The sequence below is a fragment of the Olsenella sp. oral taxon 807 genome, from assembly GCF_001189515.2.
In the GTDB taxonomy this organism is placed as follows: domain Bacteria; phylum Actinomycetota; class Coriobacteriia; order Coriobacteriales; family Atopobiaceae; genus Olsenella_F.
Map to the genome: position 1 here is coordinate 2,965,826 of NZ_CP012069.2, position 22,983 is coordinate 2,988,808.

General features: G+C 56.5%; 17 protein-coding genes. 12 read left to right on the top strand and 5 right to left on the bottom strand.

Annotated features, from left to right (window positions below; translation table 11 throughout):
• Positions 1-135: 135 nt before the first annotated feature.
• From ADJ70_RS12825 to ADJ70_RS12840, 4 genes are all read right to left on the bottom strand, one after another.
• Positions 136-1,230, bottom strand: coding sequence for a DNA replication/repair protein RecF (locus ADJ70_RS12825; RefSeq protein ID WP_050342027.1), 1,095 nt, complete (start codon positions 1,228-1,230; stop codon positions 136-138).
• A 5-nt stretch (positions 1,231-1,235) separates the two neighbouring features.
• Positions 1,236-2,339, bottom strand: a complete 1,104-nt coding sequence (gene dnaN / locus ADJ70_RS12830; RefSeq protein WP_050342029.1) for a DNA polymerase III subunit beta — start codon at positions 2,337-2,339, stop codon at positions 1,236-1,238.
• 298 nt (positions 2,340-2,637) lie between these two features.
• Positions 2,638-4,125, bottom strand: a complete 1,488-nt coding sequence (locus ADJ70_RS12835; RefSeq protein ID WP_050342031.1) for a DnaA ATPase domain-containing protein — start codon at positions 4,123-4,125, stop codon at positions 2,638-2,640.
• A 152-nt stretch (positions 4,126-4,277) separates the two neighbouring features.
• Positions 4,278-5,291 (bottom strand): ATP-binding protein, encoded by a 1,014-nt coding sequence (locus ADJ70_RS12840; protein WP_050344600.1) that lies wholly within the window; start codon positions 5,289-5,291, stop codon positions 4,278-4,280.
• Positions 5,292-5,760: 469 nt separating this feature from the next.
• Between ADJ70_RS12840 and rpmH the strand changes: the two genes are divergently transcribed.
• The 9 genes from rpmH (at position 5,761) to ADJ70_RS12885 (ending at position 15,031) form a co-directional block, all read left to right on the top strand.
• Positions 5,761-5,895: a 50S ribosomal protein L34 gene (rpmH, locus tag ADJ70_RS12845; RefSeq protein WP_050342033.1), complete on the top strand. Its 135-nt coding sequence runs from the start codon at positions 5,761-5,763 to the stop codon at positions 5,893-5,895.
• Positions 5,896-5,901: 6 nt separating this feature from the next.
• On the top strand, positions 5,902-6,246 hold the full coding sequence (rnpA, locus tag ADJ70_RS12850; protein WP_050342036.1) for a ribonuclease P protein component: 345 nt from the start codon (positions 5,902-5,904) through the stop codon (positions 6,244-6,246).
• Complete coding sequence (gene yidD, locus ADJ70_RS14280) at positions 6,246-6,455, top strand: membrane protein insertion efficiency factor YidD (protein WP_083444116.1); 210 nt, start codon at positions 6,246-6,248, stop codon at positions 6,453-6,455. Before rnpA ends, yidD begins: the two co-directional genes overlap by 1 nt.
• 21 nt (positions 6,456-6,476) lie before the next feature.
• Entirely contained in the window at positions 6,477-7,241 is a 765-nt protein-coding gene (locus tag ADJ70_RS12855) for a YidC/Oxa1 family membrane protein insertase (RefSeq protein ID WP_050342038.1), read from the top strand.
• A 38-nt stretch (positions 7,242-7,279) separates the two neighbouring features.
• Positions 7,280-7,912 (top strand): R3H domain-containing nucleic acid-binding protein, encoded by a 633-nt coding sequence (locus ADJ70_RS12860; protein ID WP_083444033.1) that lies wholly within the window; start codon positions 7,280-7,282, stop codon positions 7,910-7,912.
• A gap of 1,989 nt (positions 7,913-9,901) precedes the next feature.
• Positions 9,902-10,507, top strand: coding sequence for a type IV toxin-antitoxin system AbiEi family antitoxin domain-containing protein (locus ADJ70_RS12870; protein ID WP_050342042.1), 606 nt, complete (start codon positions 9,902-9,904; stop codon positions 10,505-10,507).
• 315 nt (positions 10,508-10,822) lie between these two features.
• Positions 10,823-11,575: a 16S rRNA (guanine(527)-N(7))-methyltransferase RsmG gene (rsmG, locus tag ADJ70_RS14290; RefSeq protein ID WP_083444034.1), complete on the top strand. Its 753-nt coding sequence runs from the start codon at positions 10,823-10,825 to the stop codon at positions 11,573-11,575.
• A 1,802-nt stretch (positions 11,576-13,377) separates the two neighbouring features.
• Positions 13,378-14,178 carry a ParA family protein gene (locus ADJ70_RS12880; RefSeq protein ID WP_050342047.1) on the top strand — a complete coding sequence of 267 codons (801 nt, stop codon included), beginning with the start codon at positions 13,378-13,380 and terminating at the stop codon, positions 14,176-14,178.
• The gene (locus ADJ70_RS12885) at positions 14,171-15,031 is read left to right on the top strand and encodes a ParB/RepB/Spo0J family partition protein (protein ID WP_172674511.1); all 861 of its coding nucleotides are present in this window, start codon (positions 14,171-14,173) and stop codon (positions 15,029-15,031) included. Before ADJ70_RS12880 ends, ADJ70_RS12885 begins: the two co-directional genes overlap by 8 nt.
• 373 nt (positions 15,032-15,404) lie before the next feature.
• Here the strand turns inward: ADJ70_RS12885 and rlmN are convergent, their stop codons facing one another.
• Entirely contained in the window at positions 15,405-16,424 is a 1,020-nt protein-coding gene (gene rlmN / locus ADJ70_RS12895; protein ID WP_253273278.1) for a 23S rRNA (adenine(2503)-C(2))-methyltransferase RlmN, read from the bottom strand.
• Between the two features lie 251 nt (positions 16,425-16,675).
• Here rlmN and ADJ70_RS12900 point away from each other — a divergent pair, with 251 nt between their 5' ends.
• From ADJ70_RS12900 to ADJ70_RS12915, 3 genes are all read left to right on the top strand, one after another.
• A complete protein-coding gene (locus ADJ70_RS12900) occupies positions 16,676-17,650 on the top strand; it encodes a D-alanine--D-alanine ligase (RefSeq protein WP_050342052.1) in 975 nt (324 codons plus the stop codon).
• A gap of 13 nt (positions 17,651-17,663) precedes the next feature.
• Entirely contained in the window at positions 17,664-20,606 is a 2,943-nt protein-coding gene (locus ADJ70_RS12905; RefSeq protein WP_050344607.1) for a helicase C-terminal domain-containing protein, read from the top strand.
• A 1,051-nt stretch (positions 20,607-21,657) separates the two neighbouring features.
• Positions 21,658-22,848: an ATP-binding protein gene (locus ADJ70_RS12915; RefSeq protein WP_050342055.1), complete on the top strand. Its 1,191-nt coding sequence runs from the start codon at positions 21,658-21,660 to the stop codon at positions 22,846-22,848.
• Positions 22,849-22,983 lie beyond the last annotated feature (135 nt).

Consider the following 22,983-nt stretch of genomic DNA (forward strand, 5'->3'; position numbering starts at 1 on the left):
ATCGTGCAAGCAAAACCCAGTTCTTTTTTTGGCATCTTAGGACAATTTCATTTTATTTCCTTAGTTGACCTGACCATAAACAATTACCATGTGAAGACACCATGTAAATGGGAGGTCAAGGACCATGTTGTGCCATCACAGTTCGCCGATACCCACCAACGTGGCCCTGTCAAGAAGCTCTCTGGGAAAGTTTCCCACGTTCGCCGTCGTGACGACCGACTGGATGGTGCCCTGCACGAAGTCCATCAGGGCCACAGAGCGCCTCTCGTCGAGCTCGCTCATGACGTCATCGAGCAAGAGCAGGGGCCTTGTTCCCACGACCTCAAAGGAGAGCTTGACCTCGGCCATCTTGAGCGCCAGCGCGACTGAGCGCTGTTGTCCCTGCGAGGCGAAGGCTCGGGCATCCCTGCCGCCGATGGCAAAGCCCAGGTCGTCGCGGTGTGGACCGACGAGGGTCTGGCGCCTTCTGAGCTCGTCGTGCCGACGCTCCTCCAGCTGCCTGAGGATGAGATCCCTGAGCTCGTCCTTGGAGAGCCCTGCGAGCTCCTCCTGGCTCCCGACGGAGGCAATGTAGGTGCAGTCGAGCCGCTCGCCGCCCGATATCCTCTCGTAGATGTCCCTCACGTGCGAGGAGAGGCGCCTAAAGAGGCGAAGGCGCGCAAAGAGCAGGGCCGCACCACAGAGCGCCACGGACTCGTCCCAGACCCCGAGCAGGCCAGGATCGACGACGTCCTCCCTGATCAGGCGGTTTCTCTGTGCGACCGCACGCTCGTAGGCCGCAAGCACCCTCCCGTAGCCCCGGTTTGCCTGCCTGCCAAAGTCATCGAGCTCGTCTCTTCGGTGGGATGCGCCGCGCTTTACGAGCGAGAGGTCATCCGGACAAAAGAGGACGCTCATCATCGTCTCGGGCAGGTCCGCCGCGTGGCAGCGCTTGCCGTTTCTCTCAAAGTGGCGACGCGTCCCCTCGACCTTACAGCAGACGTCGATCACGCGGCCGTCACCCTCCAGGCGTGCCGACGCCAGCGCCCGCCCCTGGCCCTCGCGTACGAGCTCCGCGGGCCTCGGGCGCCTAAACGAACGTCCCGATGTCAGCGTCTGCAGGGCCTCGACGACATTGGTCTTGCCCGAGGCGTTGCGGCCATGAAGCACCGTCATGCCCTCGCCGAGCCCTATGGTCCTGTCATCGAAGTTTCGCCAGTCGCGCAGCGAGAGGCTCCTGACGAGCAGCACCTGTGCTACATCCTGACCGGCATCAGCAGGTAGAGGTAGTTTATCTGCCCATACGACTTGAAGATGCCCGGCTGCATGGAGCTCTGGAGCTCGAGGCAGATCTTCCTGTCGGACCCGCTTGCGTTCACGCAGTCGAAGACGTAGTGGTAGTTGAGGGCTATCGACACGCTCTCACCCTCGGCTTCGACGTCCATCGTCTCGGCCGAGTCCCCCTGGTCTGGAGATGACGCGGAGAGCCTCATGAGCCTGCCGTCGACGTCTATGTCAAAGCGCACCGAGGAGTTTGACTGCGTGATGACAGAGACGCGCCTCAAGGCGGCAGAGAGCCCCTCGACGTCGATCGTGACGGAAGTGTTGCAGGTCGAGGGCAGGAGCTGCTTGTAGTTTGGGAAGCTCCCCTCGATCTTTCGGGCGATGTAGGTCGTGTCGCCAAACGCGAAGACGACCTGGTTCTCGGTGGTGCCTATCATGACGGTGTCGCTGTCTGAGGCAAGCGTCATCACGTCGTGGAGGGTTGTCCCCGAGACGATGGTCGTGAAGGCCTCATCGGCGCTTGAGGTCTGCGTGTGCGAGTCGCAGACCGCAAGGCGGTAGGCATCGGTCGCAACGAGGCGCACCGTGTTCTGCTCGACGGAGAGCAGCACGCCAGAGAGTATGGGCCTGGAGCTGTCCTTTGACGTCACCTTGTAGACCTTGTCCACCATCTGGGCAAGAAGCACGCTCGGAAGCTCGATGGAACGCTCGAGGGAGTAGCTGGGAAACTCAGGGAAGTCCTGTGCATCAATGGTGTTGAGGCGAAAGGTCGACTTGGCGCAGGTGATGGTGAGCACCCTCTCTCCTCCCTCGAAGTTCACCACGGCGTCCGCAAGGGTCTTCACGACGTTTTGAAGGACCCTGCCCGAGACCACGGTCTGCCCACCCTCCTCGACGTTCGCCGCCAACTTATGGCGAACCGATATGGTCAGGTCAGTGGATTGGAGCTCTATCACACCTGCGGTGGCGCTGATGTAGATACCCGAGAGGATGGGAAGGGTCGAGTTGGAGGCCATTCCCTTCGCCACAATGGAGAGTGCTCGCTCAAGGAATGACTGGCTTACCGAGAACTTCATCTTCAATCCTTTCCGCGACGGTCTGTCTTTAATAGTACTTACTATATATAAGAGCGTTATCAATAATAACGACTGTCGAATTGTAGAAAGGTCCACGTTCCCACAGATGGAGGGTTTGTCTCCGTTGCCCGCGAGCTTCTTGAGAATCGACGCTCTCGACAGGGGCGGGCGTAGGCGCGCTCGCTTGGGCGGTGGGCGGTGGGTTTTCGAGGTCTGCCGAAAGGATATCTTCACGACTTTCGACAGGCCTGGCAGCACGAAGGAGACACCCACTGTCGCAGAGGGATCTCTGCAGGTTCTATCCCTTGTCGATGATGCTATCCTTGAGCGTCTCCACCCGGTCGAGGAAGATCCTGTCCTCCTTTAGGGTGGCATCGACCCACGAGATGCTGTGCTTGACGGTCGCATGGGTGCGCCCGCCGAACTTCTTGCCGATGTCTGCCAGGGTGTTGTCCGTGAGCTCGCGTGAGAGCCAGATGCCCACGTGCCTGGGCTCCATGAGCTCCTTGTTGCGCTTCGAGCCGACGAGGTCCGAGTGCGACACGTCGTAGTAGGTCTCGACGGCCTTCTGTATCTGTCCTACGCTCACGGTGCGCTGGCCGTTTGGCCACTTGCTGTTTGCGAGGCGAACGATGTCCTCTCTGTTGAGCGTCCCGCCCTTCTGCTCCTTGCGCGTGGCGTTCATGAGGCAGGTCTGGACAAATCCCTCGATGACGCGGATGTTTGTGCCTGAGCGCTCGGCCATGAGCTGGCGCATGTCTTCCGAGATGGTGCCCGACATGCCTGCGACGTGCTCCTGCTCGCTGTCCTGGTGCATACGCTCGTAGAAGGCGTTTATGAGGTTGAGCTTGAGCTCGTAGTTGGGCACCTGGATGCTCACGGTGACGCCCGAGTCCATGCGGCTCGTGTCGCGCTCGTCGAACTTGCTGTCGCCCATGCCGAGCTGTGAGGGCGAGCGGTCGGCGGCGAGCACGATCTGCTTGTCCCTGGCCGTGAGGGCGTTGAAGGTCTCGAAGAAGAAGCGGATGGAGCCTGCGGCGGTGTGCATGTTCTGGACGTCGTCGATGATGAGGATGTCGACGTTCTGGTAGTTGTTCGAGAGGGCGCTTCTTGCCGACGTCTCCTTGTTGTTCGAGGCGATGCGGTAGTCCTCGACGAACTCCCCTGCCGTGCGGTAGACGCAGAGGCGGGAGGGGTCATTGAGGACGACGTAGTTCTGTATGGCGCGCAAAAGGTGGGTCTTTCCCAGCCCGCTCTTGCCATAGATGAAGAGAGGGTTGTAGCCCTTGTTCTCGCCGTCGGCCACCTGCTTGGCCGCCTCGAAGGCGAGCATGTTCTCCTCGCCGGCGACGAAGCGCTCGAAGGTGAGCTTTGAGCCTGCCAGGTCTTGCGCACTGTCGGCAAAGGCGCTCCTCGCCCGCTCGACGGCACGTCTGCGCCTGTGCTGGGCTGTGGTGTCGGGCGCACTCATGAGCCCGGCTTCCTCGCTCGTCACCTGGGCGATCGTCTCGACAGATTGGGGGCCCTCGGCCTGGGAGAGCTCAACGACGAGTCCCACCGGCTGGAAGGCCGCTTCAGAGAGGCACTCCTCGATGATGGGGGCCTGCTGTAGGATCTTTCGTCGCGCGAAGCCAAGAGAGGTCGAGATGGTGATCGTTGAGCCGTCGAAGGGAGCGACCTTGCAGCTCCTGAGCATGGCCAGGGTGGAGGGGCCGACCTTCTTCTTTGCGAGGAGCGTGAGCATGTCGTGCCACAGGACCTGTGCGTCGTCTTGCGTTGAGTCCATGATCCCCCAGACTTGGAGCGCCGTGTACGCGTTGCCAGTGTTGAAAAGTCAGAGCGAGGCCTAAGTATATGATGAAAACTGACATCTGTGAACGGGCTCAGTGTGGGTTTTTGGTAGTCGAGGGCCGCCTCTGGGTTCTGTGGTCAGGTGGGTCATCGCCCCATGCCTGCGACTATGGCCCGGCCAGAGACGGTGAGGCTGCGCTTCTGCTCTCCCTTGCGCTTTGCGATGAGCCCCATCTCCTCGAGGGCTTGCAGCTCGCGCGTCCAGGTGGGCTGGGAGTGGCCAAAGCGGCGGGTGAGCTCGGTGGGGCCGACGCTCGCGTGCTCGGCGAGGTATGAGAGTATCGCGTGCCCGCGCTCGCTGAGCGCGATGGCGGGCTGGGAGGGTGCCTGCGAGGCGGACTCCTGGCGCGTGGTCCCTGCCGTCGGCTGCGGGTAAGTGGGCGCGCCTGGCTGCCAGTGTGGTACCTGCTGTGCCTGCTGCGGGTACGCTTGGGGCGCAAACGGCTGGGACAGAATGGGGTAGGCCTGGTAGATGGGGTATCCAAGTTGCTGCGGCAGGACGGGTGGCGGAGGTGACTGGATTGCTTGTCCGAAGGCCCCGACCTGTGACGGGCCCTGGGGAGGCGCCGAAAAGACGCCCGAGGCAGAGTCGCTCCCATCGCCTCGTGCGACGGCCGATATGGTCACGATGGTGCCTCCCGCCATGTTGTCGTCTATCGTGAGGGAGCCGCCCTTGTCCTGCATGTACTGCTGCACGTAGGGAAGTCCTGAGCCAACACCCCTGATGTAGCGCCTCATCTCCTCGGTGGCCGAGGTCGTCCCGTACTCGAGGGCCCGCTCCTTCTCCTCTATCCCCGGTCCCTGGTCGCTAAAGCGAATGGTGTCTCCCCTGTCGAGGATGCTGATCGTGGGCTGCCTGAAGTAGGAGTGAATGAAGTTCTCAACGACCTCGCGGATGACCATGAAGGGCAGGGTCCCCCCCTGCTCCTTCGAGAGACGCGACACCGTGGCCGTGATCTCCTCGAGGTAGTCCCGTATGTCCTTGGGATCGATGACGATGACGCGAGGTGCGGCGGAGGGATCGTCGTAGACGGCGATGCGGGCGGGATAGCGAACCTCGAGTGGCTCGTCCTGTCCTGCCTGCCCGCAGGGCGACGCCACGGTGGCCGATGCCCCAGCAACTGACGCCTCAGAGGTTGGCGTAACGCCTGTGCTCTTTTCTGACTGCTCGACGAATGGGTAGAAGCTGCGTGACAACGATCTACCTCCCTTTCAACATCCATTCGTCATTGATGAAAACTTTCATTCATGAATGGGCCTGTATGAAAGTTCTCAACATCTCCCGCGTTTCCCTCATACACTCTGTCTACTACTCATTTGAGGAAAGAATATTCTAGCATGTGGTACGACTTCGTGAGCGATATATGAATGAATCCATTCATGCATGGCTGTTTTCGTATGGTGCATTCTTTCAGTTTTTGAAAGCTGGGAACCGTCGGGGTACCAGCTCTGACGTGGACGAACGGTGATTCATGCGCTTCCGCCCGACCCCAATTGACAGAGACTGACAAAGACCTCTATACTTTCATAGCTTATTGACATTAGGCACTTTTCCCAGGAGGGTTTTGAAATGAAGCGTACGTACCAGCCTAATAAGAGAAAGCGCGCGAAGACTCACGGATTTCGTGCCCGCATGGCCACAAAGGGTGGTCGTGCCATTCTCTCTCGCCGCCGCGCCAAGGGTCGCAAGCAGCTTACCGTCTAGTTCGCTATGAGGACCATCAAGTCCAGGCGTGACTTTGAGAGGGTCTTCTTTGGCGGAAGACGTGCGAACCATAGGCTCGTACGCATGACAGCTCTCGTGGATGACGAAGGCGGCTTGGGAAGGGTCGCCTTCGTTGCGCCTAAGCGGCTCGGAAATGCAGTGTTTAGGAATAGGTGCAAGCGGGTGCTCAGGGAGGCGGCGCGCTTGAGTGGGCTTCCTGAGGACATGAGCCAGGTAATCCTCGTGGCGACACACGCCACCTTCGCGAGCAGTCCCGCCGACGTCTCGAGGGCGATCGACACGCTCATGAGGCGCCTTGGCATCCGTCAGGCGGATGGGGCCTCGATATGATGAAAGAGGCTCTGATTAGGGGCATAGGGTGGTATAGGAGGTGTGTGTCTCCTCTGCTGAGGAGCCACTGCATCTATTCTCCTACCTGTTCTGAGTATGCGTCTGAGGCTATAGAGAGATACGGTGCCATACGGGGAGGCCTGCTTGCCGCGAGGAGGATTCTTCGATGCAACCCGTTTCATAGAGGTGGATTTGACCCCGTCCCCTAGTGGGCCGACCCAGGAGGAACTATGTGGGATGCGATTTGTAACCTATTGAAGACCGTCCTTGCCGCCATAGAAGGCTTTTGTGGCGATTGGGGACTGGCCATCATCATCCTGACGATTATCATCAGGCTGCTCCTCATACCGCTTATGACGCGCTCAACCGAGGCATCCGCTCATATGCAGGTGCTCCAGCCCAAGTTAAAGGAGATCCAGACAAAGTACGCTGATGATCCCGTGCGTCAGCGTGATGAGATGCAGAAGCTCTATACCGAGAACAAATTTAACCCGCTTGGTGGATGTCTTCCTATCCTCTTGCAAATGCCGATATTCTTTGCCCTGTTCACCGTCACGCGTGAGGTTGGTGAGGAGGCGCACTTCTACGGTATCCTCCCCTCGCTTCAGTACTCAGCCTCGAAGGCTTTTTCCGAGTGGGGTATCGCAGGTGGGTGGGTCTACGTTCTTCTTGTCGTCGTGTTTGGCGTGCTTACCCTTATTCCCATGCTTATGAACCTCAAGAACATGGAGGGCGAGCAGCGCTCCCAGAGTCTTATCATGGGTGTCATGATGGCGATCATGATGCTCTGGGTCGGATGGGGCCTGCCCTCGGGCGTCCTCCTCTACTATGACACCTCGGCCCTCTGGCAGGTCGTGCAGCAGAAGCTCGTGACCCAGCGTGTCATGGATAGGGCAAAGGCAGAGGCTCAGGCAAAGCTCGACAAGCAGCCCGTGGAGGTCGAGGTCGTTCGTAAGGAACACAAGCCGAGGCCCAAGAAGAAGGCCAAGGCATGAACTTATAGGGGTCTGACTTTAGTTAGACGGAGGTAATAATGGAAGTTGAGGAGTATGGACACGCCGAGGGTGCCGAAGACGTCTCCACGGATATCGAACAGGTCGCAGAGGACGTAGCCTCGAATGTGGCCACGAACGTGACTGAGGACGAGATAGCTGCCATTCGCGAGCGTTTTGAGGCGGGCAAGACGTTATCAGAGAGTGATATTGATCGTATTGCCGATGTCGCGCTGTCCTATGTCAGGAATCTACTTGCCTTTTTTGGTGAGAAGCAGCTTGTCATAGACGAGTACGATGGCGACGAGGGGGAACTGATCCTCGACGTGAGCGGTGGTGACCTTGCCGTGCTCATTGGTCGTCACGGTCGTACACTCGATGCTTTGCAGATGCTCGTCAACTCCTATATGAGCAACACGATACACTTCCATTATCCCGTTGTGATTGACATAGAGGGATACAAGATGCGTCGTAAGCAGAAACTTGTTGCGCTTGCAGGCTCTGCGGCATCGCGTGCGATCAGGCAGAGGGGGGAGATTCGCCTTGCTCCCATGAATGCCTATGAGCGCAGGATCATACACCTTGCCCTCGTTGACAATGAGGAGGTCATGACCCATTCTGAGGGAGAGGATCCGCAGCGTCGTGTTGTCGTGACATACGTGAGGCCACAGTAGTCCTTGCTTGATTGTGCGGCTTTGAGCTGGCTTGGTCTTGGGGTCACGTGATTGAGGGAGGGGTATGTACCCCTCCCCTTTTTGTAATCTGTCATGGCGGCGCTGGATGGGTGGTGACGTCCGGGTGGGGTGCGGCACCGACGGAGTCCCGCCGGGCACGGAAACCCCCCGCCAGCCTCCCGGGCACTTTGGGAGACGGCCCAACTGGGCAAACGCCGCCGGGGAACCCCCCGCCAGATTCCGGGGCACTTTGCGCCCGACCCCTGCCCTCGGGCCGGCGGCGGGCGGCGCCGGGTGGCGGGCGGCGCCGGCGGAGCCCCCGCCAGGCACGGAACCCCCCCGCCAGCCTCCCGGGCACTTTGGGAGACGGCCCAACTGGGCAAACGCCGCCGGGGAACCCCCCGCCAGATTCTGGGGCACTTTGCGTTCGTCAGAGGCTACACGGGATTCCTCGAGGCCTGGAAGGCGAGGAACTACGGGGCGTTGGGGTCGTACTTTCCCAACTTCACGAACAGGACTCCAGGCGCGCAGGCTGGCGAGGCGAGAGAGCTCTGTCCTCCCCATCCGATCGAGGGATACGAGATAGAGGAGATTGTCAGGCCCGCTGCCGCAGTAGCCAACGCAAAGATAAGTTCCGCACTTCGGGCAGATCGTGAGCCGCGTCGATCCGCCTCTCCCGTTTAGACGGAACCGCTCCAGCTGTTGATTGGGAGCGGGACGCGTGGAAGGTGATGGGTTACGGAGCCGCCCCTTCTTTGACGCGGAGGAGAACAGTCTATCAGGCGATGCTCCTCCGCCCTGATGAAAGATGCCATGCAGCCCGCCCGCGTTGGTACCATAAAGCCGAAGGGACGCCGAACGGCCTAGTTTGAAGCCTCGAATCGCAAGACGAGCGTATACCATGCCACCAAACCGCAATTTCCAACGTCATCAGCAGACCGACGCAGGACGCATGGCTTTCGACGATTTGGATGTATGAGGTTGGGTTAAGCTTGTCGATTCTCATTTCCGCGAGTCGGATCGTTTGTTCTCTGGGAAATTTCGTGACCCTTGTACAAGCCAATTCAAAAGAGAAATCGGCCGTGTACAACATGACCGTGCTTTCGTAGTTCAGGTCATTTGCCCCCAGCGACGTGCGTCCACTCTTGCTATCGCGTGCTAAAGCGGGATTCAGTGTTGAGTCCCAGGGGACGTCCCGGTTTTGGGACGGTTTCGCGGACGTGAAAATATACAAAGCCGTTGTTCAGGAGGCTCGTTAAGTTCACTCTGCCCTGTTTGCTTCTATTGAGTGGGAATAGTAAATTACTCGGTTATTGGGGTATAAATCGTATATCTGATAAAAGATACACCCATAAACATGAGGTTTGATATATTGACTCCAGTGAAGATCGGGGTCATTATGCGTTTAGGCTGTGTTAACCCTATTCTGATACGGTTGCCTTACGTGACTTACGTCGGTGCACGAAGCCTGCCGCTCCGACGACCCGATCGAGCTGCTCGCCAAGCTGCCCCATGTTTTCCGTATTGGTTGACGTGGGAATAGAGTGTTGCTGCGTCGTATCAGAATAGGGCTAACGCAGCTATACGTTTAAAATCTCCTCTTGCAGAAAGTTGGTAATCCGACTGTATCTGCCAGCAGAGGCTATCCCCTATAGCCGCCAGGTGACATGGCCATCCGCTGCGGTAGCAGGGACTACCGATCATGGGCGGCAGGAGACAGCACTCCTTCGCGGCCCTGGCGCCCCCCGCTGACTTGACAATCGTCGCGCACCTGCTGCCGCCCGCGACGCCGTGGCTGATGTACATGCCCGCCTCCTGTGGAATGAGTGGAAATCTGCTCCCGGCTCTTCAGGGCAGTGTTCAGATGGTTCATGTAGGAGGGCCGGAAAGATGGAGCTTGCACCGATCGTTAAGCTCCGACTGGTCACACTTTTGATTAATAGACACAAATCGGATAGAATTTGTGTTCAAAAATCAAAAGGAACGGATATGGGAAGAAGCGAAGAGATAGTACGGTTCGTCGATGGAGCCGGAGGCGTCGCCAGCGCGGCACAGATCAAGGGCGCGGGCTTTCTGCCTGGCTCAATTTCCTATGCGTTGAAATCGGGCATCATAGACAAGCTCACGCGAGGCGTCTACTGTTTGCCGGATGTTTTTCATGACGAGTTCACTGCCGTCTCCTACAGGTGGAGGAAGTGCGTGATTTCGCACGGTAGTGCGCTGTACCTCGCGGGCCTCTCAGACAGGATACCCCACGTACTCGACGTCACCGTGCCCCACGGCTACAACCCGCGCGGCCTTACCCGCGAGCACCCCGACGCGAGGATCCACAGGGTCAATCCCGACGTCTACGAGCTGGGCATCACCGAGGTGAGGTCTCCCTGCGGCGCAATGGTGAAGGCGTACAGTGCGGAGCGGACGGTGGCCGACCTAATCTCCCAGAGATCCTCTGAAGGTGCCGACCCGCAGCTCGTACGTGATGCGGTGGCGGGCTATTTCAAGAGAAGTGACGCTGACCTCGAAGGTCTCGCGCGGATGTGCTCCGCGCTCGGCGTTGGGGATGAGTTCAGGATGTACCTGGAGATGTTCAGATGATGAGAGGCGATGCGAGCCTCAGGGGCAAGGTCAAAACCATGGGTTGAGAGACAGTCTGTTTTCCTGCCCACTATCCTTAAGAGGTATAGTGGGCTGTGCTTTGCTATTCTCTTTGTTAGACAATCGTTGATATGATGATGTTTCGCGTCTTTGCCACGATGTCATTAGTAGGTTAGCCCTTTAAGGGTGACATAGGGTTTTAACGTCATATCTCGAGAGGTAAAGTTGCTGGTTATGTCAACGGTGATCTATAAGAGAATTGTCATCATGTGTGCCAATACTTAGTGATCCGTTGTTTTCTGTCAGGTGGATACTATGGAGCTATCTCAAATCAATCCGCTTATAAACTATCTTGTTTCTCAAGCCGAAACTCTTGGCTTATCACTGTCTTCCGATGATGCGTTACTCATGGTTAGACATTTTTGTATGGTCATTGAAAAGAATGAGCAAATCAATCTCACAAGGATAACTGATCCTCATGATGCTATAGTCCGTCACTATATTGACTCTCTACTCTTTGTCAAGGTACTTGAGGACAGTCACTGTCTATCAGCTTATCTATCTAATAGCCCTCGATTTCTCGATCTTGGTACTGGTGCTGGTTTTCCAGGAATTCCCTTTTCTATCGTTACAGAGATGGATGGATTGCTCATTGATTCCATTACGAAGAAGATCCATGCCGTACGTGAGTTTATTGTTAACCTTGGACTTGATTCAAGGATTAGCGCCCTGTCTATTCGTGCTGAGGACCTTGCGCGGTGTAGTGCTGCTTCATTTGATCTTGTTTTGGTACGTGCTGTCGCAAAACTCAGTATTCTTATTGAGTATGCTTCTCCCTTACTCAAACCGAATGGCTTGCTTGTAAGCTCTAAGGCTCATATTGAAGCTAATGAACTTGTGCATGCAGAGAGTGTTGCACAGCTTTGCGGTATGAAGCTTGTTTCACGTGAAACGTATGACTTACCCCATTCCTCTGGCCATAGGGAGCTCATTTGTTTTATGAAGACCGAGGAGGCAACGGTGAGTCTTCCTCGTAAGCCTGGGATGGCGGTACATCGTCCTCTATAGCTATCGGGTCGCTTTCTTGAATGCTTAACAACCGTAGAATAAAAGACATCTTTTCGTACAAGACTGTTTAGTTCAATAAGATTAGAGGCTGGTGTACAAGACACTCTCGTAGCTACTTGTGTTTGTATAGTCTCAGACGGATGTGCATCCGCTCCCTTTGCGATGCTGCAGTAGCGCACTTTTGTGTAGCCGAGAGTACGTCTGGCGACCTGGCAGGGGTATTTTGCTCTCGCGCACACGGAGACTTCGGCTCCGTTCCCGCGCCCGTCTTATTGGGCCCGTCGTGCGGCCCCGGATTCGAAGGTACCCATGCGACGCTCCAGCCGGCCCTGGAAAGGCACGGATCCAAGCAGATTCTTTGTGTCTGGCGATGCACCGCAAGCCTGCGTTGGCGTGGCAGAGGCCATCGTTACCCTGCACGAGCCCGTGCACCTCGCAGGTGTCGAGCACGCAATACCGACATCGCGCAAAGTCGTGGACCGAGAGTGATTCGTAGCAGACGTCCTCGCAGGTGACATTGAATAGGTCCAGTCGACACTGCACGAGGCACATCTCGGGCAGCATTTTGACGGGTCAGAACCGCCTGCCGTGCCTGTCTGTGTCCGTCCCCGACGGCTCAACTAGGGACGGAAGCCATGGCCCAGGGCACCACGAGATCCGTCTGGTCGAGGAGACCGACTCACCTCGTGTGCCTGAGCCTGCCTTCCCACTCAGTCGGTGTGAGGCACGCCTGTCTGCCCGGCGCCATCCTCGGCCCTCTCACTGCCTGTTTGTCTCGATCGTTCGATCATTGCACAGAAACGTCCCTCCGCTTGTGGGCATGTCACATCATCCCAAGTTTTTCGTCCGTTACGGGCACAGCCTCAACCAATTCATCAGCCTGATTTGTTTTGCGTCTTCCCTATGCCCTTTGAATATGTTACGGTTCCCACTCGCATATTTGGATGTATACACTGAAGGTTTTGTGAGCTCGTTTGGGTAGATAGTTGCGTCACTGTTTCAGTTGCGTGAGCCTCAGGTCCGAGCGTCCAGACATCACGGGGCCATGGAACCATCAATGTCATGAAATCCATGGTTCTGCCCAGTTGCACGGGTGGCCGTGGAGGCACAAGAGTGTACATAGATCAACGAAAACGGTTTTTCAAAGCCGTTCTGGGGCATTCGTGTACACTGTTTTACCGTTACAGACAGACGTGAAAGCAAAGGAGTGTACACAGATCGACGTAGACGGCCTCTCGGTGCCGTTTCGTGGTATCCGTGTACGCTGTTACGATGCGAGCTATAACGTGAACAGCGATGCGGGTTGTGACGCGAGCTATAGCGTGAACTGCGATGCGAGTTGCGATGTGAACTGCGTTTGATGGCACGAGTACCTTAGCCGTTGCGGTGTGTCGGTGGTGCTCCTTTGGTGGCCACCTCTCCCTTGGACGAGTAAATAGATTCTACGCGACAGGCTCTGTGTAAGTGGCGTCGCCGATAGGTTGTCGTTTTTAACGAGCGTCAACCCATATAAATCCCGAAGAGCCATATACTGCATGATATTGACAACGTTCGATCCAATTTCTATGTCTGTGTTTTACATATCATCGATTTTGCTATAAGAGCCACTCTCAAAGCTATATCTCTTAGTTGCGACAATGATTGAAATGTACGAGACGGAAATTACGAGGTAACTCTATAAATCGAGATGGAATAGAATCAGACGGACAATTTCATCTCAGCAGTTTCACGTGAAACAACTAGCATATGATATGAAGACGTGAGCGATATGAGTTGATTAGTTCTACCTAAAGGGAGGATATGTGGGCTTTAGAGACGTAAAGCGTGCATTTCCAGATGCACAGACACATGTGATTGCGATAATCAATCAGAAGGGAGGTGTTGGAAAATCTACGACTGCCGTTAATCTTGCGGCTGCACTTGGAGAGAACAAGAAGAAGGTTCTTGTAGTTGATTTTGACCCACAGGGAAATTGTACGAGCGGCTTTGGTATAGAAAAGGAGGGACTTGAAGGTGATATCTATGATGCCCTACTTAAGGGCGATCCCATAGATGATATGATTCACCCTACAATAGAGAAATCGGTTTTCGTTATTCCCTCAACCATCCAACTTGCTGGCGCAGAGATCGAACTCGTCGCCCAGGTTTCACGTGAAACGTTTCTCAAAGAGACCATTGCCCCCATCCGGGATGAATTTGACTATATATTTATCGATTGTCCTCCCTCACTTGGACTGCTTACAGTTAATGCCCTCGTTGCTGCAACTTCGTTGCTTATCCCTATTCAATGTGAGTTCTATGCGCTTGAGGGTGTTACAAAGCTACTAGAATCAATGAAAATGGTTCAAACTCGACTCAACCCAGGCCTTACAGTCTTTGGTGTCGTTATGACCATGTACGATGCAAGAACGACACTCTCAAGGGAAGTTGTCGATGAAGTTCAGAGGTACTTTGGGAACAAAGTATTTAAGTCAATCATACCGAGAAGCGTAAAACTTTCTGAGGCCCCATCTCATGGGATGCCAATCAACCATTATTCCCGAGTGAACAAGGGCGCTCTCGCCTACCAAAAGCTTGCAAGAGAGGTGGTGCGACGTGGCTAAGAGGAGCGGGCTCGGTAAGGGATTAGAATCACTCATGGGGGGCGCTGACGTTGAGGTTGGCGCTATGAGGACGGAGTCTGTGCTTCCCCTGAGCCAGATTAAAACGAATGAGAATCAACCAAGAAAGTCTTTCGATCAAGACAAGCTCAATGAGTTGGCGGACTCGATCAGACAAAATGGGGTATTGCAGCCGATCCTCGTACGCAAAGTGGGAGATAAGTATGAGATTGTGGCAGGCGAGCGTCGTTATCAGGCAGCAGTACTTGCTGAGTTAGAGGAGATTCCCGTTATAATACGGGAGATCTCTGATAAGGAAGTATTTCAACTTGCCCTTATCGAGAATCTTCAAAGAGCGGATCTAAATCCCATTGAGGAAGCTCAGGGATACTCAAAGCTCATTAGGGACAATGGGCTTACTCAAGAGCAGCTTGGTAAGATCCTATCTAAGTCTCGCTCTTCGATAGCAAATACATTGCGATTACTTGATCTGCCTGAGGAAGTCCAAGACATGATGGCTGAGGGAAAGCTATCCGCAGGACATGCTCGTGCCATCCTTGCAGTGGCAGACGAAGAGGCAAGAATACGGCTTGCCAGAAAGGTACTGGAAGAGCGACTATCGGTTAGACAGACAGAAAGTCTTGCTCCGCTATTTTCTGGCATGAGGAAGGAAGAAAAGAGGCGCGAACCTACACCGAACTCATTTAAGAGGGCGGCACGACAGCTTCGCCTTGCTCTGAATGCAAGCGTTAGAGTCAAGCGTGTGAGGAACCGCAATAAGATAGAAATTGAGTTCGAGGATGAGGAGGAACTTGCCCGCCTCGTGTCATTATTCTCTCGTGAGGGGATGGAGTAGAGACACCCATGAGGCCGAGAAACGCTATGGGCATTGTTTTGGTAACAGCTGGCATGACTTTTGCCGCGTATAAATTGCTGCTCACAAACGAGGCCCGTCGCAACCTACGTGAGACAGGATCGTCACTTGCTCGCGGTTACTATGTCTTGTTAGATATGCTTGATGGGTTGGTAGGAGAGAAGACGGATCTCGACCAATTAGACGCTAACAGAAGGCAAATCCAGCAGGAATGGGAACGCCTGGGATACTGAGGGCCACCGATACGGTGTGGCATGATGTCATTTGGGTGGTACTACGACTTTGCGGAGCTTGAGACGGGCGCGCTCACCGCAGCGTAGTCATAAACGCTGTAAGAGGCCACAGAATGACGAACTCAGTGTGTCCGTAGCGTACCATCGATGCTTTGCCTAAGCTGGCCACAGGCGGCATCAATGTCTGAGCCTCGGGAGTCCCTGATGGTTGCCTCGACCCCAACGCTTGTCAGTCGCCGCACAAACTCGCGTGCCCTCTCATTGGTGGAGGGTTGAAACTTTGATCCTTTGACCTCATTGAGCATGATGAGGTTGACGTGCGCAAGATTGTCTCGGCAAAAATCACAAAGGGCAGCAATCTCGTTGTCGCTGTCGTTAACGCCCCTGATGAGGGCAAACTCATAGCTTGGACGCCTTCCGGTCTTGTTGACGTATTCGTTCATGATGTCATAGAGGTGGATGAGCGAATACTTCTTAACACCCGGCATGAGCATGTCTCGGGTCCTCTGCACGGCCGAGTGAAGCGATACGGCGAGGGTAAACTGCTCGGGCTCGTTGGCAAACCTCTTTATCATGGGAATGATGCCGCAGGTCGAGACCGTGAGATGGCGCGCGCCGATACCTGCCCCATCGGGAGAATTAAGCCTACGCAGGGCCGCAAGTGTCTCCGTATAGTTTGCAAAGGGTTCGCCCTGGCCCATGAGGACAACACTTGTGACACGACGTCCAAAGTCATCACGCACGTGCATGACCTGCTCGTATATCTCGCCTGCCGAAAGCGAGCGCGTAAGGCCAGACATCCCCGTCGCACAGAAGGCGCAGCCGATTCCGCATCCCGCCTGGCTTGAGGCGCAGGCGGTGAGCTTTCCTTTAGAGGGCATACCAACACACTCGACGCTCACCCCATCAGGAAAGCGCAGCAGGTACTTTCTGCTTCCGTCAGCGGATAGCTGCCGTGCGATCTCCTCTGCGCTGTCAAGTGTCACACGGTCTTGAAGTACATGACGCAGTGTCTTTGGGAGGTTGCTCATCTCGTCGAGAGACGAGACATTCTTACGCCAGACCCACTCCTCGATCTGCTTCACCCTAAAAGCAGGCTGTCCCAGCTCACTCATGAGCTCTTGTAGCTGCCCATGGGTCATACTGCGAAGGTCGAGCTTTCCTGTGGTAGAAGGCCTTTCCGCCTCTTGTGCGCCCAGGTTTGGGTCTGTAGTTGTCTCTGATGCCTCAAAGAGCTCGCTCATGTCATTCTGCATGATTCGTGATCCCTGTTCGTGGGTTGCCAGTAAGGTGGAGTATCCTCAAGAGGAGCAGAGGCCACGCTGGTCTCGTGTGGCGAGGACTCGCTGCACAAAGTCTAACCCAGACGCTACGGGCAGAAAGAGAGCTCCCTATGGAGAGAACCGAGCTTACACAATATAGGGTCGCCGTCCTCAGCGGCGGATGGTCCGACGAGCGTGACATCTCCATGAGCTCGGGTCGTGCCTGTCAACAGGCACTCAGGGAAGCCGGTTTCATAACCGTAGAACTCCTTGACATAGCCGACGTTCACTTTGTCGAGTGCCTGTCCGCAGGGGACTACGATGTGGCCTTCATTGCCCTACACGGCCGTTATGGTGAGGATGGTTGCATCCAGGGGCTTCTCGAGGTTCTTCATGTACCCTATACCTTTTCGGGTGTCCTCTCGTCTGCTCTTTCTGCCGATAAGGAGAGGGCAAAGGACATCTGTCGTGCTGCAGGTATCCCCGTTCCATCAGGCGTCACCCTTGCCCCTGGTTCAGAGCCAACAGATGATGACCTCGATGCCATTGTGGATAAGATGGGGCTGCCCCTTTTCGTAAAACCTGTAAGTAACGGCTCGAGCTTTGGCATAAGTCGCGTCAACGAGAGGGGAGGGCTTGCCGCTGCGGTACGGAAGGCGGGAAGCAAGGGCGACCGTGTGCTTGTTGAGGAATGCGTCTCTGGCGTAGAGATCACTGTGCCCGTTATCGGAAACGACGAGCCAAGGGCGCTTCCCATCATCGAGATAGCGCTTGACTCTGAGTTCTATGATTTGAAGGTCAAGTATGAGCCCGCATCGCTGCATCACATTATTCCCGCTCGCCTCGACGAGACTGTCTATAAAAGAGCTGAAGAACTTGGCATCGCCGCTCACAAAGCTCTTGGATGCAGAGGCGTCTCTCGCACGGACTTCATCGTCAAGGATGACGGAACGCCAGTAATGCTCGAGACTAACTCCATCCCCGGCATGACGGACAGAAGCCTTTTGCCCGATGCCGCTCGTCATGCTGGTATCGAGTTTTCTGAGCTCTGTACCCTCTTTGTCCAGTGGGCCCTCGAGGATGTTCCCGTGCGCGCCGCACGCTAGCGTGGACTCGCGTATGCAAGAGAACCACGCTAACACAGTGAGTGAGACCATAGCTGCCCTGCTTGTCCCGGGTGTGACAGCTGCGGTGCGAGATGCATATATCGGGCTTCCCGATAAAGCCGCGCACACTGACTTCGGACCCCTCGAGGAGGGAGTCATCGTTCTTGACACCGAAACGACGGGACTCTCGTTTAAGGACTGCGAACTCATAGAGATAGCGGCCGCACGTCTTGTCGGGAAGGAGGTAGCAGAGCGCTTTAGGACCTTCGTCAATCCCAACCGACCCATTCCGCCCGACATACGTGCGCTCACGCATATTCGCGACATCGACGTCGCAGACGCTCCGTGTCCCCAAGAGGCCGTTTCGCTTTTGGCAAACTTTGTGGGAGGCATGCCTGTCATCGCCCATAACGCGAGCTTCGATCGTGGCTTTGTCGAGAAGGTTCCCGGCGGTCGCGAGGTGAGCGAGCTCTGGGTCGACAGCCTGGCCCTCTCGCGGATCGCACTTCCCATGCTTTCCTCCCACAGGCTCTCCGACATGGCCAGGGCCTTTGGCCGTGACACCGTGACGCACCGTGCCATGGATGATGTGGACGCGCTCGCTGGTATGTGGCCCATCATCCTCTCTGGCCTCATGGAGCTGCCGCAGGGGCTCATGCGGCGCCTCTCGCAGATGCACGAGGAGGCCAGTTGGCAGTTTAGGCCCATCCTCGCGCACATTGCCAGCATGCAGGAGCCAAGACCCTTCCTCCTCAAAGCCATCCGAAGCAGCTTGGTTAGTGATGCTGCAGGAAGGGGGACAGCGCGTGTCAAGGAGGTGGGGGCGAGGTCTCTGGCACCAGATGCCGACGAAGTTAGGATGGCGTTTTCAAAGAGTGGACTTTTAAGTGACATGTATGACTCCTTTGAGGAGAGGTCCGATCAGATCGAGATGGCGCTCGAGGTCACATCGGCACTCGCCGAGGGGACGCACAGGGCAATAGAGGCAGGCACCGGCGTTGGGAAGTCGATGGCCTACCTGCTTCCCGAGGTCCGCTACGCACAGGAGAACGGCGTGACCGCAGGCATAGCCACGAAGACGAACGCCCTCACAGACCAGCTCGTCTCTCACGAGCTGCCCGCCCTCGATAGCGTCTTGCCCCAGGGAGTCAGCTTCACGAGCCTCAAGGGCTACGAGCACTACCTCTGCCTGCACAGGCTTGACTATGCGAGCACGGTGGAGCTTCCCTCCGCAGATGAGGGGAGCAGGTCCCACAGTGCGACACAGTCCGATATGCTTACTTCGCTGGCCGTGAGCTATGCATTCGCCTGCCAGGCGGTGGAGGGGGACATCGATGCTCTTGGCATACGCTGGCGCTCCGTGCCTCGCTCCATGCTCACCACCACGCCTGCGGAATGTCTGCGCAACAAGTGCCCGTACTTTCCCGCAGAGTGCTTCGTGCACGGGGCTCGACGTCGCGCGTCCGAGAGCGACATCGTCGTCACAAACCATGCCCTGCTCCTGCGCGACATTGATATGGAGGGAAGAATACTGCCTACCATCAGGCACTGGGTGGTCGACGAGGCACATGGATTTGAGGACGAGGCTCGTCGACAGTGGGCCCGAGAGTTCTCGGGCGATGCGGCTCGTGAGGGCTTTATGCGACTTGGCGGAACCAAGACGGGAGCGATCCACGCGATCATGTCCAGGCTTACTTCCCATGAGGCCTCTACGCTGCCGCTGCGCCTACTTACCAAGACCTCTGCCGTTGCGGCGCGCGCCTCGGTTTCTGTGAGCGCACTTGTCGAGGCACTCCACGCCTTGGGCGAGCATACGGGAAAGAGTGGCTATGGTAGCATTCAGCTCTGGATTGATGATGAGCTGCGTGCGGCGAAGGTGTGGGAGACCTTCTTGGCGGCGGCCTCTGCGGCCGAGACGCAGCTAGATGAGCTTGTCAAGGACGTCCACAAGACGGCGGAGGCGCTGTCCGGACAGGATGCATCCCTTGCGGCAGACCTCACAGAGGCAGGCAGTTTCGCGGAAGAGTTGCTCGTGACGCTCAGGCTCGTCATCTCGGGTGAGGACGAGAATTACTTCTACTTTGCTGAGCTTTCTCGTAGACGGCGTGAGATGGGCGGCGAGAAGCTTGTTGCCCAGAGGCTCGATATAGGCTCTGAGCTTGGAAAGCGCTGGCTCCCCGAGATGGAGAGCGTCGTGTTTACCTCGGCGACGATGGCGGTGGGGGAGAGCTTCGAGCACTTTGATCATGCAGTTGGACTCGACGTCGAGGATGCTGGGACTCACAGGGACATACTCCTGAGATCGTCTTTCGACTTCGAGCACAACATGTCAGTCGTTATTGCCCAGGACATGCCCCAGCCAGGGGATACGCAGTACTTGCCTGCCCTTGAGGAACTCTTATTTGAGGTCCATCGAGCCATGGGCGGCTCCACGCTCACACTCTTCACGAACCGGCGGGACATGGAGAAGGTGTATCAGGGACTGAAGCCGCAGCTCGCACAGGCCGGGATACATCTTTTGTGCCAGGAGCGCGGTTCCTCTCCAAGACGTCTTCGCGAAAGGTTCTTGGCTGATAAGAGCTGTTCGCTTCTTGCGCTTCGCTCGTTTTGGGAGGGCTTCGATGCGGTAGGTGACACGCTGCGCTGTGTCGTTATTCCCAAGCTTCCCTTCGCGAATCCCCAGGACCCGCTTGTTCGCGAGCGCGAGCTTCGTGAGGATCGCTCCTGGTGGAAGCACTCTCTTCCTGAGGCGATCATTGCCGTTAAACAGGCGGCGGGAAGACTCATACGAAGCTCGGATGATGCGGGAGTGCTCGTGCTTGCCGACTCGCGTCTGGTGACCAAGCGCTACGGTGCCCAGTTCGTGAGGTCTTTGCCCAATCCCAACGCGACGCGGCTAGATCGTGCAAACGTGGGACGCTACCTTGAGTTGTGGCGCCGCTCCCGGAAGAGCTAGGGGTACACGGATTAAATCGGACTGACCAGTCGCAGAGTTATCCTAAGCTGCGAAAGAGTGACCTATGGCGGCGAACGCACGGGGTAGCGCCGCCCACACTGCCACTCGACGTCGAGCGTACCAAGACGGTGCGCTCAGGCCCGAGTGGCAGCGCCGCCCACACTGCCACTCGACGTCGAGCGTACCGGCAGCACGCCCTCACACTGCCACTCGACGTCAAACGTACCGAAACTGTGCGCCCAGGCCCGGGTGGCAGTGCCCTCCACACGGAACTGCACGCTCAGGCCCGAGTGGCAGCGCCGCCCACACTGCCACTCGACGTCGAACGTACCGAAGATGTCGCGCTGGCTCCCGATGACCTCGCGTACGCGAAGGCGGTGGCCCTCCCGCGCGCGGTGCCCGGTCACCCCCGCCTCGCGGGGCCCATGACCTCATCGGGGAATGTGCCTCTGTAGGAGCATTCTCAGGTCCCTTGGAGCTGCTCTCTTGCGCCTGTGTGTGGGCATATATGGAGTGCTTGTCGGCGCACGTGTTCAGTCGGGAGCAGATGTGGAGAGAGCCGTTCTCTCTTGGGTGAGCGGCGGCAGGCGGAGGCTTCTTGCGTCTGGCGTAGCGCATGATGTGTCCAGGTACGCGGTAGTACAGGTATGGAAGTAGCACGCAGCTGTGGCAATAGGGAGGAGCGCGACATGTTCTGTGCCAACTGCGGGACTCGTCTAGAGGACGAATATAGATATGCTGGTGATGGCTCGATCAGTACTCGGATCGTCTCTATCGACATGGGTGGTCCGGAACAAAACGGTTCAGTCCCAAAACCTGTGGGATAGTCCCTACACCGCTATCGTCTCCCGCTCAGGCAAGAAGCGCCTGCTTGCGCCGATTTCGTAGCACTAAATCGATTTCAAGTTCTCTGGCATCTCCCCCTATCGGGGATCCGTCAATTTAGGGAGACATGGTCAATGGCGATTTGAACCCCTATTACCCAATATCGATTTTTTTCAATGTTGGGAAATAAGTGGGATAGTATCGTTGATACTGCAGGGGGTGTAGGATGAGGCTCATCAAGAGAACACGCTATCTGGAAACGCTCGTCGACGTGATGGGCACGCCCGATATCAAGGTGATCACCGGGATAAGGCGAAGCGGCAAGTCCAAGCTTCTCGAAGCGCTGTGCGATTACATATTGGCGAACGTCGCGGACGCGAACGTCATCCACGTCAACTACAACCTCGACGACTTCGAGGGGATCGCCGAATACCATGCTCTCCTCAACTACGTGAAGGGCAGGTATCAGCCCGAGGCCGTAAACTTCCTCCTGATCGACGAGGTTCAGATGTGCGAAGGGTTCGAGCGTGCCATCAACAGCATCCACGCCTCGGAGCGCTACGACATCTTTATCACCGGCTCCAACGCGTTTCTGCTGTCGAGCAATCTTGCGACGTTGTTCACGGGCCGTACGTTCGAGCTTGAGGTGTTCCCATTCTCGTTCTCCGAATTCTGTGAGTACTACGGGCGGACGGACGTCGACGACGCGTTTGATGACTATGCGCTCCAAGGCGGCATGTCCGGCTCATACCTTTACAAGAACCCTGTGCAACGCTTCAAGTACATCGCGGACGTGTTTCGTACCCTCGTCATGCGCGACATCGTGCAGAGGCATAACGTTCGCAACAAGGTGATGTTGGACAAGATAGGCGACTTCATGTTGGACAACGTTTCCAACATCACGTCGGCAAGGAGCGTCGCGAATGCTCTTGGGAGCGGCGGCTCCGCTCCCAACCACAAGACCGTCGGCGCCTATATTGGCTACCTGTGCGACGCGTTTGCCCTCTACCGGATCAGGCGCTACGACATCCGTGGAAAGAAGTACCTCGCATCCGGCGAGAAGTACTACCTGGCTGATCATTCCTTCAAATACGCACTGCTAGGCATGAGGGACATGGATTGGGGAAGGACCTACGAGAACATCGTGGCCATTGAGTTGCTCAGGCGTGGCTATGAGGTGTATGTCGGTACGCTCTACAAGAAGGAGATTGACTTCGTCGCCATCAGGCAGAGCGAGAAGACCTACATCCAGGTGAGCGACGACATCAGCTTGGATAAGACCTTCGAGAGGGAGGTCTCCCCTCTGTTTCAGATCAAGGACGCCTACCCGAAGATGGTAATCGCGAGGACGAAGCATGGCGAGTATACTCACGAGGGCGTGAGAATCGTCGACATCGCACGCTGGCTTGCAGGATAAGGGGCTCTTCTGGGGTCATTGTGTGCTGCCGCGAGGCAGCTTGGGTGAACGGCGGCAGGCGGAGACTTCTTGCGTCTGGCGTAGCGCATGATGTGTCCAGGTACGCGGTAGTACAGGTGTGGAAGTAGCACGCAG